The sequence below is a fragment of the Jiangella mangrovi genome, from assembly GCF_014204975.1.
GTDB classification, from domain to species: Bacteria; Actinomycetota; Actinomycetes; order Jiangellales; family Jiangellaceae; genus Jiangella; species Jiangella mangrovi.
The window spans coordinates 2,557,442-2,572,379 of the sequence record NZ_JACHMM010000001.1 but is presented as its reverse complement, the minus strand read 5'-3'; the positions used below and the strand labels follow the sequence as shown (position 1 = coordinate 2,572,379).

Below are 14,938 nucleotides of genomic sequence, written 5' to 3'. Positions count from 1 at the left end.
CGGCGTACAGTGGCGAGGGTGGCGGACGAGGGGACACCAGTGGGCCGCGACCTGGCCGAGCTGCTGGGCGCGGTACAGAACCTGCTGCTCAACGCCCCGAAGGTCGAAGAGTTCCTCACCGACCTCGCCAAGCTCGCCGCCGACCTCGTCGAGCCGCCGGCGTCGTGCGGCATCACCACCAGCTACGACGGCCAGCCGCGCACCGTCGTCAGCAGCGACCCCCGGGCCGCGCAGGTCGACGAGGGTCAGTACACCGGCGGCTGGGGGCCGTGCGTGCACTCACTGGCCACTGGCGAGGTGGTCGAGATCGCCGACCAGGAGTCCGACCCGCGCTGGCCGGAGTACCGGGTGCACGCCGTCGCGCTGGGCGTGCGCTCCTCGCTGAGCCTGCCGCTGGTCGTGAACGGCGACGTCATCGGCGCCATGAACCTCTACGACTTCGACGAGCCCGAGGCGTTCGACATCCAGAACCGCCGCCGCGCCGAGACGTTCGCCGCCCAGGCGTCCACCGCGCTGGCCCTCGCGCTGCGCCAGGTGCACGACGCCGAGCTCACCGACCAGCTCGAGCAGGCGCTGGCCACCCGCAGCGTCATCGACCAGGCCATCGGCATCCTCATGGCGCAGCAGCGGTGCTCCGCCGAGACCGCGTTCTCGATGCTGCGCAAGCACTCCCAGAACAACAACCTCAAGCTGCGCACCGTCGCCGAGCGCATGGTCGCCAAGGTGTCCGGCCAGGCGGCGCAGCAGCCGGCCCCGTTCCGGCGCCGTCCCACTGCGACCGGCATCGAGTCCGCGCCCGGCCTGAGCGACGGCGTCCCGGACGCCTGACGTCCGGCGCGTCGCGCGACCGGAATTTGTCATTCGCCCGCGCCGTATGTACGTTGACGGTCTCCGGTTGAGACGCCAGCCGGCGGCAGTTCCGCCGCACCCGGCTCATCTCCCGAGGTCTTCATGTCGTACTGCCTCGATCTCGGAATCACCGGATTCCGCCCGGCGCCCTGTTCCCGCCCATGACCGGCGAACCGTTGACGCCCTCCGACGCGGAACCCGAACCGGACCCGGAGCCCGAGCCGGCCTCCGGCCCGGAGTGCGGGGGCGAGCTCGGCGAACGGCGTCTCATCGAGCCCGACAACGTCGCCCAGCTGCTGTCCGCGGCCGCGCCGCACCTCTACCTGCAGCCCGACGTCGAGTCGACGGTGAACGCCGTCGTCCACCAGGGCGTCGAGGTCATCGGAGGCGACGCCGCGGGGGCGACGCTTCTGCGGCCTCGGGGCCGGCGCGAGGTCGCGGCCGCCACCACCGACCGCGCCGAGGAGGCCGACCGCGTCCAGTTCGAGCTCAGCGAGGGGCCGTCGCTCACGGCGCTGACCGAGCAGGTGCCGATCCTCGTCACCGACAGCACGACGGAGCCGCGCTGGCCGCGGTGGACCGCCGTCATCGCCGAGATCGGCTACCGCAGCATGCTGGCGATGCCGCTGGACCTCGGCCCACACTACTCCGGCACGGTCATCGTGTTCTGGGAGCTCGCCGAGCAGCCGGCGGAACGGCACGTGGCGGTCGCCAAGCTGCTGCTGCGCCACGCCGCCATCGCCATCACCGACGCCCGCCGGTCGTCGACGCTGCGCGAGGCGATCGACGCCCGCTACCAGATCGGGCTGGCGCAGGGCATCCTCATGGAGCGCTACGGGCTCGACGCCACCCAGTCGTTCGAGGTGCTGCGCCGCTACTCCCGCGACAACAACGTCAAGCTCAGCCGGGTGGCGGGCGACGTCGTCCGGACCCGGTCACTGCCCGACGCGTACAACACCGGCGAATGACCGCGCGCCTGTCGTCCGGGACGCCCGCTCCGCCCGATCCAGTAGGGTGGGCGGCGCCGGGGGCCGGATCCGTATGCCGGCCGCCGAGGAGGAGCGGCGGTTGACCACACGAGCCGAGGTGACGTCGCGACTCGCCGCAGCGGTCGCCGACGCGGGGTCCGCTGCGCCGCTGGCCCAGCGCCTCGGCGAGACCTGCCGGTCCATTCTCGACGGCGACGGCGCCGCCATCACCTTGGCCTACACGCTGCCGCAGCGGCTCACCGTCTGCTCCACCGACGCCGTTGCCGGCACCCTCGAGGACCCGCAGGACGTGCTGGGCGAGGGACCCGGCGTCGACGCCTACCGCACGGCCGGCACCGTCGTCGCCCGCCTCGGCAGCGACGGGTCCGGACCGGTCTGGCCGCTGTTCACCGAGGCCGCCCGCCGCGAGGTCGGCCGTGCCACCGTGGTCGCCATCCCGGTGCCCATGGGCTCCGACGTGCTCGGCGTCCTGACGGCGTACCGCTGCGGCCCCGGCCATCCCGAGCCCGAGGCCGCCCTCACCGCGCACCTGGCCGCCGCCGTCGGCGCGGCGCTGCTGCGCGACCCGGACCTCGCCGAACCGCCCGGCGAGTTCACCGGCGCGTGGGCCGGCCGCGCCGAGGTGCACCAGGCCACCGGTTTCCTGGTGGCCCAGCTCGGCATCTCGCCCGACGACGCGCTCGCGCTGCTGCGGGCCCGCGCCTACGCCGACGACGTCACCGTCGCCGACGTCGCCCGGCAGGTGCTGGAGCGCACCCTCGACCTCTCGGCCCAGGCCCGCGATCGCCGCAGGCCCCCGACCGGACGCTGAACGGGGTTGTCCGGCACTCCGCTCCCGAGAAGGGGGGCTTCACGGGGAGCGGAGTGGCGGATCCCCCGTTGGACGAGTGGGCCGGCCGGCCCTGCACCTCCACCCGTCATCAAGTAGGAGGCGCCGGACCGCCGGATCAGCACGCGCGACTTCCGAGAATTTTCGAACCGGTTCGGGCCGGGCCGGATCAGGCCTGGCCGGCGCCCACGCCGTCGTCGTCCAGACCGGCGACCACGATGCCGGTGAGCTCGGTCCGCGACCGGATGCCGAGCTTGCGGAAGATGCGCCCGAGGTGCGCCTCGACCGTGCGGACCGAGACGAACAGCTCCGCCGCGATCTCGCGGTTGCGCCGGCCGCTGGCGACCAGGGTCGCGATGCGCTGCTCCGCGTCGGTGAGGTCGGCCAGCCGGGTGGTCGGCGGGACGGGACCGCCGGCGGCGCCGAGCTCCTGACCAGCCCGACCGGCCAGCGCGATGGCGCCGCTCTCCTGCGCCAGCACCACCGTGCGCTGCAGCCAGGAGCGCGCGTCGGTGCGCCGGCCCAGCCGGCGCAGCCGCTCGCCGAAGCAGAGCAGCGTCCGTGCCTGCTCGACCGGCGAGACGGTGTCGGCGGCCGTCTCGACCGCCTCGCGGAACAGCGTCAGCGCCTCATCGCCCTCGCTGACCAGGGCACGGCAGCGGGCGACGGTGTGCCGCGCCCACGCCGTCGGGACGCGGTCGGCGCGCAGCTCGAACTCGGCCAGCGCCACGCGGGCCCGGGCGAGCTCGCCGTTGCGCACGCACGCCTCGACGTAGTCGGGCTCGACGGCGAGGATCGACGGGTCGGCGTGCTCGAGGGCGTGCCGCCGGGCGTGGTCGAGCACCGACATCGCCTCGTCGAACCGGCCGAGCAGCAGCAGGAACGCGCCGGTCTCGGCCTGCATGACGGCGGTCGCCCACGAGTCGCCGTGCCGCCGCGACCCCTCGATCGACTGACGGCGGCGCTCCCAGGCGGCCTCGTCCTCGCCGAGGAAGGCGTTGACCCGGATCATGCACGCCGGCACGAGCGCCCGGTGTGCGCTGTCGGCGTCGACGCGGTCCCACCCGGTGGCGGCCTCGGCGGCCTCGCGCAGGCGGCCGGCCCGCGCCTCCAGCTGGACCAGGCCGGCCAGCGCGGCCCGCAGCAACAGCGGCGAGTCGCCGAACTGCCCGCTGATGACCGCCCGCAGCAGCCGCCGCGCCTGACCGTACCGCTCCGCCCGCACCAGCACCGTCGCCTGCAGCAGGTGCGACTCGGCCTCGCCGAAGAGGTCCTCGGCGCCCCCCGCTCCGGCCTCGGCCAGCTCGACGGCGCGGTCCAGCTCGCCGCTGACCGACGCCAGCAGCGCCGCCGTCCGCCGGTGCGCCGCGCGGGTGGTGTCGTCGAAGTCGTCGGTGAACCGCTCGGCCAGCGCGAGGAACCGGGCGGCCTCGGCCTGCTCCATGCGCCCGGCCAGCCCGTGCGCGGCGGCGAGGTCCAGGGCGGCCGCGCGGGCCGGGTCGATCGGCGCGACCTCCTCGACGTGCCGGCTGACCAGGCCGGTCGCGACCTCGCCGTCGAGCAGGTTGCGGGCGCGCACCTCGAGCAGCGCGAAGTCGGCCCGCTGCTCGGCCGTGGTGTCGAGCCGGAACCGCTCGCGGGCGATGTGCACCGCCTCGTCCAGCCGGCCGGCGAGGACGGCGAACCGCCCGGCCTGCAGCAGCCGCTCGATCCGCTCGCCGGGCTTGGACGTGAGCCGGACCGCCTCGCGCGCGAACGACAGCGACCGCTCCACCTCGCCGCGGGCCAGCGACTCGCTGGCGGCCCGGTGCAGCCGTGTGGCCAACTCGTCGTCGTGGTCGTGCCGGGTCTGCGCCAGGTGCCAGAGCTGCCGGCCGGGGTCGGAGTCGGCGTACGCACCGGCCAGCGCCTGGTGGGCGGCGTCGCGCTCGGCCATGGTCGCGGCCTGCCAGATGATCGAGCGCACGGCCGGCCGCTGCAGCGTGTACGTGCCGTCGGAGCGGTTCAGGTGCTCGCCGAAGAGCCAGGCGACGTGCGGGGCGTCCGGCGAGCCTAGCGCGTTGAGCACCGGCGCCAGCCGATGGTCCTCGCTGCCGGTCGCGACCAGCAGGGCGAAGCGCTGATCGTCGTCGAGCGTGCCCAGCTCCGGCAGCTGCAGCGCCTGCAGGACCGGCGAGTGCGGCAGGTGCCGGTCCAACTCGACCTGCCCCAGCAGCTGCACGTCCGGGATGCGCCCGACGACGTCGAGCAGCGCCCGCGGGTTGCCGCCGACGCGCGCGGCGATGCGGGCCGCCACGCTGTGCAGGGTGTGCGACCCGGCCGCCCGGCGGACCAGCTCGGTCGCGTCGGTGGGCGCCAGCTCGCCGAGCCGGACCACCGGCAGCCCGCGCAGCGGCGGCACCCGCTCGGCCGCGTCGACGACGACCAGCAGCACCAGCGGCGACGTTCCGACCCGGCGGGCGACGAACCCGAGCACCTCCAGCGACTGCGGGTCCAGGCGGTGCGCGTTGTCCATGACGACGACCAGCGGCCGCCGCAGCCGGCTGATGAGGGACTGGACCTGGACGGCGATCTCGTAGGCGGTGGTGCTGGCCTGGTCGAGGCGGCGGGTGAGGTCGTCGACCAGCCGGGCCGCGAGCTGCTGCTGTTCCGGCTCGAGCGAGCCCACGACGGCGGACAGCACGAGGTGCAGGCCCGAGAACGGCCAGCCGCGCTCGGCCTCGGCGCCGACGACCGATGACACCGTCACCTCGTCGAGCCCCGTCAGCCGCCCCGCGCGCGCGTCGTCGGCCACGGCGCGCACGAGCGCGCTCTTGCCGACGCCCGCGGCGCCCTCCACGACGACCGCGCCCCCCTCGCCGGCCGTCAGCCTCAGCAGGACCTCGCGGATCCTCGACTGTTCACCATCGCGACCGATCAGCTCGTCGCGTACGTCCTTGTCCACCCGTTCCCCTCACCCTGCGATCACCCACCATCGCCGGGCCCCCCTTCGCGATCTTCATCCCCAAGCATCGCGGTCCGGCACCCTGTCATGACGTGAGAACCCGACACTGCTGACGGGTGATCGGGGGTGGAACCTGGGGTGAGGCGAGGGGTGAGACTAAGATCGTCATCCGGGTGGGCAGGACGGGGAGACGACACGATGTGGGGTGCCGAGAGCGACCGGCGACGGTCGGGGCCGCGCGCCGTCGTGCCCAGGCCACGCCTCGCCGACCCGCTGACCAGGCCCGACGCCGCGCCGATCCTCGTCGTGCAGGGACCGCCGGGGCTCGGGAAGTCGTTGCTGCTCGACGAGGTCGCCCGGCGGCTGGGCGCCGGGCGGGTGGCCCGCGTCGATCCCGCCCTCGGTGACGCCATCGGTCCGGCCGTCGACGACATCCTCTGCCGTGCGGTGGGCGACGCCGCGGGCGACCCGCCGGCCATCCTGCTCGACGGCGTCCCCGATCCCGACGGCGACGGCGTGCGCTCGGCGCTGCGCGCGGCCCGCGACCACGACACCCGGGTCCTCCTGAGCACCCGCACACAGCCCGCCTGGGCCACCGCCGACCGGCAGCTCGACGGCACCATCCAGCTGGTGGGCCTGGCGGACCTGCTGTTCGACGCCGCCGAGATCCACCATCTGGCCACCCGGTTCCGGGTCGCGCTGAGCCCCGACGACCTCGCCGAGCTCGACCAGACGACCGACGGCTGGCCGGCGCTCGTGGTGGCGGCGCTGCGCGCGCGGCGGCCCGACGCCGCGCTGTCCGAGCGGCGCCTGCGCGACCTCGTCGACCAGTTCGTCCGCAACGAGCTGCTCGGCGACCTCGACCCCGCCGACCACACGCTGCTCACCGACGTCGCCGCGGCGCCCCGGTTCGACGCCTCGGTGCTGGCGCTGCTGCTCGAGGACCACGCCGCCGCGCCCGACGACCCCGCCGCGCTGATCGACCGGTGGGCGACGGCGGGCCGGCTGGTCCCCGTCGCCGACGACGCGCAGTGGCGGCTGCCGCACCCGGTCCGCCGCGCGCTGCTGGCCCGGCTCGACGTCGAGCAGCCCGGCCGCCGCACCGAGCTGGTGACGCGCACCGTCCGGCTGCTGGTGGCGCACGGCCGCACCACCGACGCGCTGCCGCTGGTGGTCGACACCGCGCTCGACAAGGCGACCGCCGGCAGCGTGGTCCGGGCCAGCTGGGAGCCGGCGGTCGCCCGCGGTCAGTTCGACGACCTGCTGCCGGCGGTCAACACGCTGCCCGACGACGTCATCGCCGCCGACCCCGTGCTGCTGCTGCTCGCGGCCATCGCCGCCGTCGCTCCGCCGCCGGACCTGCAGACCTTCGCCCGCCGCGTCGCGCAGGCCGACCGCCTGGTCGACCCGTACACGCTGAGCGGGACGCTGCTGACCATCCGCTGCTTCCAGATGGTGCTGGCCCGGGCCCGTGGCGACGCCGCCGCCGCGCTCGCCGTCGAGCGGGCCGGGCAGGCGCTGATCCGGGCGGCCACCGACGACGAGCGGCGCGAGCACCTCGACCGCGTCGTCTACTTCGAGTGGCAGACCGGCGCCAACCGGCTGGCCGCCGGCGACCTCGACGCCGCCGAGGCCATCCTGGGCCGCACGGCCACGCAGGCCCGCCACCACGGCATCGCCTGGCACGAGGCGAACAGCGAGGCGCTGCGGTCCTACACGTCGTTCCTGCGCGGCGACCTCGCCGGCGCGGCCCGGCAGGCGCGCTCGGCGGCCGAGATCGCCCGGCGGCACGGCTGGGCCGACAACCAGTTCACCGACCACGTCCACCTCACCCGCGGGGCGCTCGACCTCGAGCACGGCCGCACCGCCGGCGTGGCCGAGCGGCTGCACGGCGCCCAGCGCCGGCTCGACCGCGACGTCGTCCCGCCCGCAGCCCGGCTGGCCCTGGCGTGGTCGGTGCTGGCGCTGCTGGGCGGCGACCGCACGGCCGCCGGGCACGCCGAGCTGCTCAGCGGCGAGGACCAGCCGACCAACCGGCTGCCGCTGAACCGGCTGCTGGCGACGATCGCCCGGGCGCACGCCCTGATCGCCCGCGACGACCCCGAAGCGGCGACAGCGCTGCTCGCGACCACCGCCGCGCCGCCGGGGCACGCGGCGCTGCTCGCGGTGGCCCGGGCCCGGGCGCTGCTGGCGGCCGGCGACCCCCTGGCCGCCGGGCGCGAGCTGACGCCGTTGGGCGACCTCGGCACCGTCCCCCGGACCGTGCGCGCCGACGTCTACGCGCTGCTCGTCGAGTCCGCCCTGCGCCGCGGCCTCGGCCCCGGCGCGCACCTGCACCAGCTGTTCGCGCTGATCGAGCGCACGGGCGCCCGCCGGCCGCTCCTGCTGCTGCCGGCGCTGCGGACGGCCGTCATCGGCGGCGAGCTTCCGCTGCCGCCGTCGGGCCCCCTGAGCAGCCTGCCGGTCGAGCTGGCCGCGCTGCACCGCGCCAACACCGGAGCCGCTCCCGCGCTGTCCGAGCGCGAGACCGAGGTGCTGCTGTCGCTCGACGGACCCGAGACGCTCAGCGACATCGCGAAGTCGATGTACATCTCCGGCAACACACTGAAGACCACCGCGCGCTCGCTCTACCGCAAGCTCGGCGCGGCCGACCGCTACGAGGCGGTCGTCGTGGCCAGGGCGCTGGCCATCCTGCCCGCGCAGTGACCCGATTGCGGCGATATGCCGCAAGATCGTGAATCCCCCTAGTGAGGTCTGCGGGGACCGCCGACGCGCGGAACACCGCACTGCCACGAGGTTCTTTTCATGATCGACGAGTGGGACCACCACGAGTTCGCGATCCTGCTGGACCGGGCTCACGACGGCGACGACGACGCCTTCGGGATCCTGTACGAGAAGACGGCCCCCATGGCGCACCGCGCGGCACAGCACATCGTCCGCGACCAACACGCCGCCGACGACCTCGTCCAGGAGACCTTCTGCCTCGTGCTGAACGCCGTCCGCGCAGGTCGCGGGCCGCGCTCGTCGTTCCCCGGCTACGTGTTGTCGACGGTGAAACGCCTCGCCTACCGGCACTCGTCGGCGCGCGGGCGCACGGTGACGGTCGAGGACCCCGCCGCCTGGGACGCCCTGCTCGGCCAGCCCGGCTTCGCCGCCGGCCGGGTCGACGGCGGCCGGGCGGCGACCGCGCTGGCCACCCTGCCGGCCCGGTGGCGTCTCGTGCTCTGGCTCATCGACGTCGAGCGCTACTCCCCGTCCGAGCTCGGCTCGCGGCTGTCGATGACGCCGAACGCCGTCTCCAGCCTGGCGGCCCGGGCCCGCAAGGCGCTGCGCGCGGCCTACGCCGCCGCCCCCGCCGACGCCTGATCCGCAGGTCAGGACCTCCCGCATGACGCTGGAGCTCTGCTGTCGCATCAGACAGCAAACCTCCAACGCGCGCACACGCGCGCCCACGCGCACGCGATCGCGCTCTGCTGTCGGATCGGACGGCAGACCTCCAACGCGCGCGTGCGCACGCCCACCCGCGCGCGATCGCGCTCTGCTGTCGGATCAGACGGCAAACCTCCAACGCGCGCGTTCAGGCAGGTGGGACGCGGAGGGCCCGGTGCGCCGCGTGTGGTGCGGCGGGCCGGGCCCTCGCTGCGGGTGCGCCGCGGGGCCGGCCGGTCGGACCGGCCCCGCGGACGTCGATCAGCTGCTCAGGCCTCCCGTCTGCTGACGACGCCGGGTGACGACGAGCGCCGTCGCCCCGGCGAGGAGGAGCAGCCCGCCGGTGACCAGCAGCAGCGTGGAGTCACCACCGGTGTCGGCCAGGTCGTCGCCGCCACCACCGTTGCCGCCACCGTTGCCGTCGTCGTCGCCCGAGCCGTCGTCGTCACCCGAGCCGTCGTCGTCACCGGGGGTGTCCGGCGGCGTCGGCGGGTCGAGCGGAGCGCACGCGTCGGCGTCGAGCTCGTGGCCGTTGTGGTCGAGCAGGCCCAGGTTGAGCAGCCCGCCGGTGTCGCCCTCGCCCGGGTCGTCCGGGCACGACACCGACTCGGCGGTCGCCGTGGCCGGGTCGACGGTGACGGCGACGGTCACCTCGTAGGTGTGCGTCGCGTCGACGTCGATGGTGACGTCGCCGGTGATGGCGTTCTCCGGGGCGTCCGGCTCGTCGCCCTGCCCGGTGAACGTGTCCAGGACCGGGACGTCGCCCGGCTCGGCGTTCGACGCGGTGACGTCGACGATCTCGATGCCGGTGCCGTAGTTCAGCTGGTCGCTGAGGACGTAGTCCCCGGCGGCCGCGCCGTCGTTGGTGACCTCCAGCTCGTAGGTGATCGTGTAGGCGTTCGTGCCGGTCGACGTGGGCCCGGACGCGATCGTCTTGTCCAGGTGGATCGACGGCAGGTCGGCGCAGTCGGTGTCGGTGAGCTCGTCGCCGCCCTCCGTGGTGAGGGTGGCGCCGTTGTTCAGCCCGCCGTTCTCCCAGTTGTCGCCCGGCTCGCCCGCACACGCGGCCGCCGTGTTGCCGTCGTCGTCCACCTCGAAGCTCGGCGGGACGTCGGCGACGACGGTGACGGTGTAGACGTGCGGCGCGTAGCCCTCGTCGTTCATGCCTGGGAGCGTCACGTCCTCGGCGATGAGGGTGTCCTCGAGACCGTCCCAGTCCTCGTTCACGTCCACCCCGTCGGGGAAGTCCGTGACCTCGGCGTAGTCGATCTCGACGGTGTCGCCGAAGAGCAGCTCGTCCTCGAGGTCGTAGGTGGTCTCGCCCGGCAGCAGGTTGTTGACCGTCAGGGTGTAGACGACCTCCCACTGACCGTCGTCCACCGGCTCGGCCGACACCAGCTCCTTGTCGAGGCTCGGCTCGCCGAGCGAGAGGCAGGCCTCGTCGTCGTCGGTGAGGTCGTTGTGCTCGATGCCGGTGCTGTTGGCCAGCCCGCCGTTCTCGCCGGAGTCCGGCTCGGGGCAGGTCATCGACTCCTCGGCGAGGGTGTCCTCGTCGAGGGAGAAGACCACCTGCACCTGGTAGGTGTGCACCCCGCCGGCGGCGAGCGGCACGTCCTCGGCGATGACGTTGACGGGGTCGCCGTCGGGTCCCTGGCCGGTCCAGGTGTCCAGCGCCGTCACGCCCTCGGGCGTCGTCACGACGGTGGCGTCCTCGACCACGATGCCCTCGCCGTAGCGGAGCTGGTCGCTGATCGTGTAGTCGCCGTCGCCCGCGCCCGTGTTCGACGCCACCAGGTCGTAGGTGATGCTCCACGTCCCGTCGCCGTTGGCGGTCGGCCCGGCGCTCACCGTCTTCTCGATGTCGATCGACGGCAGCGGCGCGCAGGCCTGGTCGTCCTCGGTCAGGCCCGACTCGTCGGTCAGCGTCGACGTGTTGTTGAACGCCGTGTCGCTCGTCGGGTCCTCACCCTCGGCCGGGCAGGCCGTCGGGTCCGAGCCGCCCTCACCCGGTGCGAACTGCAGCGGCGCGTCGGCGATCACCGTCAGCTCGTAGTGGTGCGGCGCGTAGGCCTCGTCGTCGGAGCCCAGGAGCGGTACCTGCTCGGCGATGACCAGCTGGTCCTGCCCGTTCCACGGCGGGTCGAACAGCGTGGCCTCGGCCGGCGACACGGTGACGGCGGCGGAGACGATGGTGACCTGGTCGGTGAAGTGCAGCTCGTCCGACAGGTCGTACCACGTGTCCTTGACGCCCTTGTTCGACACGTCGATGCCGTAGACGATCTCCCACTGGCCGTTGCCGATCGGCGTGGCCGAGATCAGCGACTTGACGTGGGTCGGCTGGCCGACCTCACGGCACTCGGTGTCGGTGTCCGGGTAGCCGTTGAACGACGAGTTCGCGTCGTTGTACAGCCCCGTGCCCTCCTCGCCGGCGTCACCGGCCAGGTCGCAGTCCGACGGGTCGGGCTGGGCGGGCGGGTTCGGCAGGTCGACGGTGAACTGGACCGTGACGGTGTACTCGTGCGACTCCAGCGCGCCGATCGGCTGGTCCTCGACGATCAGCAGGTCGCTGACGCCGTCGTACTCCGGCCGGGTCGCGATGTCGCCCGGGACGGTGTTCGCCGTGGTGACCGAGCCGTCGACGATCGTGATGCCGGTGCCGAAGCGCAGCTCGTCCTCGAGGTCGTAGTCGGTCGGGACCTCGGACTCGTTGGTGACGGTGAGCCCGTAGGTGATCTCCCAGATGCCCGGCTGGTTCTCCCGGTCGACGACGTGCGGCTCGGTGACGACGGTCTTGTCGAGCGTGACGATCGGCAGGTCGCCGCACTCGTCGTCGGTGAGGTCCTCGTGGTTGTCGGGGGACATCGTGGCGTGGTTGAACAACCCGGTCGTCGCGTCGCCGGCCTGCTGGCCGTCGGTGCAGGCCAGGTTCTCCGGCAGCGCCGTCACCTCACCGGTGTCCGGGTCGGTGGTGAGCGCGACGGTCACCTCGAGCGTGTAGACGTGCTCGGTGCCGTTCTCGACGGTCGACTGCGGGTCGATCGGCACCTCGCCGGTGACGACGTTCAGGTCGCTCACGCCGTCCCAGTTCGGGTTCAGCAGCCCGTCGGCCTCCGGTGGGCCCGACACCACCTGGGTGTCGACCACCTCGACGCCGTCGCCGTACCCGGTCAGGTCGTCGGTGAGCAGGTACGCCCCCGGGATCATGCCGGTGTTCTCGGCGACGAGCTCGTAGACGACCGTCCACGTGCCGTCGTCGTCCGGGTTCTCCGTCGGCCCGGACACCGTCCGCTTGTCGAACTCGTAGTCGATGTTCGAGTAGCCGAAGTCGATCGTGTGGTCGTTTTCGCCCGGCCCGCCGGTCGTGATGGCGGCGTACGGGAAGTCGCCGTCGTCGGTCGTCTCGACCAACCCGTCGGAGTCGTTCCGGTTCGCGTCGACGGAGTTCGGGTCACCCGTGTCCGGCGCCGTCGGGTACCAGTTCTCCAGCGGTCCGCCGGCCTCGTAGTCGGCCGGGTTGTCGACGCCGACGACGTAGTCGGTGTGCGTCTTCAGCTGGTAGTCCTGATCGTTCGACGAGAAGTAGTACTCGCCGTTCGCGTCGGTCGTCGTGGTGCCGACGAGCGTGCGGTTGCCGTCGCCGTCGACCTCGTACAGGTTGACGGTCGCGCCCGGCACCGGCGCCTCGTCCGGGTCCTGGATGCCGTCGTTGTCGTCGTCGTACCAGACGTAGTTGCCGATCTCGATCGGCGCCGCCGACGCCATGGCCGTCAGCTCACCGAGTCCGTTGCCCTTCATGGTCGCGGACGGCGGAGTGTTGGTGCCGGTGATGACCGCCGCGCCGCGGGGCTCCACCAGCGACCCGTTGTCCTGGAAGAAGCGTCGGGTACCGACCTGGAAGCCGCTCTCGGCGACGTGGATGCCGGTCTCCATGATGCCGTCCGCGCGGCTGGGCACGACCAGCGTGGCACCGAGGTGCTCGACGCCGTTCACCCAGGTGTCCATGAAGAACTTGCCCGGCTGGCCGTTCGGGCCGTTCAGCGTCACCTGGTTCGCGACCGCACCGGCCTGGCCGTTGACCGCGCCGTTCTGCTCGATCGACCAGGTGCCGTCGCCGTTGGAGCCGGCCTTGAGCAGCTCACCGCCCAGTGACCGGCCGACCACCAGCCGCGGGTCGTCCGGAGCGAGAGCGGAGCTCGCGCCGAACAGGTCGCCGCCGAGGTCGCGGATGCCGACGATCAGGTCGCCGTGCAGGTAGCGCGCGTCAGCGACGATCGGCACCGACGTGTTCATGACGAACTCGGCCGCGCCACTGGTCGGCTGCGCGAACTGCAGCCAGTACGCCGAGTTGGTGTTCCACGGCTGGTAGTTCGCGTTCCAGGCGCCGGCGAAGAGACCACGGGTGTAGCCGAGCGGGAAGTCCAGCACCTGGGTCAGGTTCGTCGGGTCGGCCGGGTCGAACGAGTACACGTAGGCGTGCAGGTCGGCCCGGTTCTGGGTCGACTCGGCGGAGTCCGTGACCGTCAGGTACATCTCGTTGGTCAGCGGGTTGGCCGAGATGCCGTGCGGGCGCAGGTCGCTGCTGTCCGGGAAGTACGCGTCCAGCTCGTGCTCCGTCACGCCGAGCACCTGGGTGCCGTCGCGGCTGATCTCGACCTCGATCAGCGAACGGTTGTGCAGGTTGACCGCGAACAGCGACTCCTGGTCGTTGGAGATCTCCATCGCGCCGAGACCCTCACGGCCGACCTTGTCCCACACCTGCGCGTCGGTGCCCCAGTCGTAGACCGGGTTGTCGAGCGTCATCACCGGCCGCAGCCCGTTGGGGTCGCCCGAAACCGCACCGGGGTCGGAGTCGCTGCCGACGTCGATGCCATAGTCCTCGAGGTTGACGAAGACGTCGGCGCTCGCGGTCGGCGAGTCCGGCCCGCCGTTGTCCGGGGTGATCCGGTAGATCGCGTCGATGCCGCCCAGACCCAGGCCCGAGTGGCGGCGGACGTACGCGGAGGCGAACACCGAGCCGAACTCGCCGGGCGCCTCGGCCCTCTGGTACGCCGTGCCGTACGTGGCGCCGATCTGCTGGTGCGGCACGTGCATCGTCGTGGGCACGGCCGTGGTCGTGTTCGGGCTCATCGCCTCGTACTCGTGCGCGGCGCCGGCGAATTCCGTCGCCTGGATGCCGTCGCTCGGGCCGTACCGGAACGCGGGTAGGAACACGAACGGGTTGTTCTCCACGAAGGTGCTCGGCACCTGGAACGAGAAGTCGATGTCGGCCGCGGGGACCGAGTCGATGAACTGGACGGTGGTCCCGTTGCTCTGCCCGGCCGCGCGGCCGACGACGGAGTCGCGCCACTCCTCCCACTCGGGGGTGTCGGGCACGTTGGCCTCGACGCGCCAGGGGCCGGCGTCGCTGGTGACCGGCAGCGAGTAGTTGCCGCTCGCGTCCGTGATTGCCGGGCCCGCGACGTTGCCGTCGGCGTCGTAGGCGTAGACCTCGATGCCCTCGAGCAGACCCGACGCCTCGAACGGGCTGTACATGCCGTCGGAGTCGTAGTCCTGCCAGATCGTGCCCGTGATGGGGTCGCCGGGCGCGGCCTGCGCCGGGAGGCTCGAGGCACCGGCGGCGCCGAGCGCGGAAGCGACGACGCCGAGCGCGGTCAGCGCCCCCGCCGTCGCTCGGGCCCGTTTCGGGCGTTGAGGGGCCGATCGGCCGTGGCCTCGTTCCATGAACGGTCTCACGGGGGTCCTCCGTCACTGTCGTACAGCTGCGGTTGCACATCCCGCGACGCCGCGATCCCGTGCGGGGGTACACGACGGCGCTGACCATCAAGAGTCGGCTCACACGCCGTTCAGCACGCTGTGTGATACAGATCACAGTTTGAGAATCGCCAAGGTATGCATGAC

At 73.2% G+C, this 14,938-nt stretch carries 7 protein-coding genes; 5 read left to right on the top strand and 2 right to left on the bottom strand.

The features are described 5' to 3' along the window. The first annotated feature begins 18 nt into the window (after positions 1 to 18). The 3 genes from HD601_RS11995 to HD601_RS11985 all read left to right on the top strand — a co-directional run bounded on the left by HD601_RS11995 (position 19) and on the right by HD601_RS11985 (position 2,649). Positions 19 to 828: an ANTAR domain-containing protein gene (locus HD601_RS11995; protein WP_221440866.1), complete on the top strand. Its 810-nt coding sequence runs from the start codon at positions 19 to 21 to the stop codon at positions 826 to 828. A gap of 182 nt (positions 829 to 1,010) precedes the next feature. Further along, positions 1,011 to 1,817 (top strand): GAF and ANTAR domain-containing protein, encoded by an 807-nt coding sequence (locus tag HD601_RS11990; RefSeq protein WP_184822145.1) that lies wholly within the window; start codon positions 1,011 to 1,013, stop codon positions 1,815 to 1,817. A gap of 100 nt (positions 1,818 to 1,917) precedes the next feature. Next, a complete protein-coding gene (locus HD601_RS11985) occupies positions 1,918 to 2,649 on the top strand; it encodes an ANTAR domain-containing protein (protein WP_184822143.1) in 732 nt (243 codons plus the stop codon). Between the two features lie 187 nt (positions 2,650 to 2,836). On the opposite strand, the gene HD601_RS11980 is transcribed toward HD601_RS11985, so the two are convergent. Next, entirely contained in the window at positions 2,837 to 5,611 is a 2,775-nt protein-coding gene (locus HD601_RS11980; protein ID WP_184822141.1) for an AAA family ATPase, read from the bottom strand. A 198-nt stretch (positions 5,612 to 5,809) separates the two neighbouring features. Between HD601_RS11980 and HD601_RS11975 the strand changes: the two genes are divergently transcribed. Both HD601_RS11975 and HD601_RS11970 read left to right on the top strand, forming a co-directional pair. Then, positions 5,810 to 8,317, top strand: a complete 2,508-nt coding sequence (locus HD601_RS11975) for a LuxR C-terminal-related transcriptional regulator (RefSeq protein WP_184822139.1) — start codon at positions 5,810 to 5,812, stop codon at positions 8,315 to 8,317. A 99-nt stretch (positions 8,318 to 8,416) separates the two neighbouring features. Then, entirely contained in the window at positions 8,417 to 8,977 is a 561-nt protein-coding gene (locus HD601_RS11970) for an RNA polymerase sigma factor (protein ID WP_184822137.1), read from the top strand. Between the two features lie 324 nt (positions 8,978 to 9,301). On the opposite strand, the gene HD601_RS11965 is transcribed toward HD601_RS11970, so the two are convergent. Next, positions 9,302 to 14,761, bottom strand: a complete 5,460-nt coding sequence (locus HD601_RS11965) for an SdrD B-like domain-containing protein (protein ID WP_184822135.1) — start codon at positions 14,759 to 14,761, stop codon at positions 9,302 to 9,304. Between the last annotated feature and the right edge of the window lie 177 nt (positions 14,762 to 14,938).

Coding starts and splice junctions, on each gene's coding strand:
- HD601_RS11990 (WP_184822145.1), top strand. CDS start 1,011: ATGACCGGCGAACCGTTGACGCCCTCCGACGCGGAACCCGAACCGGAC.
- HD601_RS11975 (WP_184822139.1), top strand. CDS start 5,810: ATGTGGGGTGCCGAGAGCGACCGGCGACGGTCGGGGCCGCGCGCCGTC.
- HD601_RS11970 (WP_184822137.1), top strand. CDS start 8,417: ATGATCGACGAGTGGGACCACCACGAGTTCGCGATCCTGCTGGACCGG.
- HD601_RS11965 (WP_184822135.1), bottom strand. CDS start 14,761: ATGGAACGAGGCCACGGCCGATCGGCCCCTCAACGCCCGAAACGGGCC.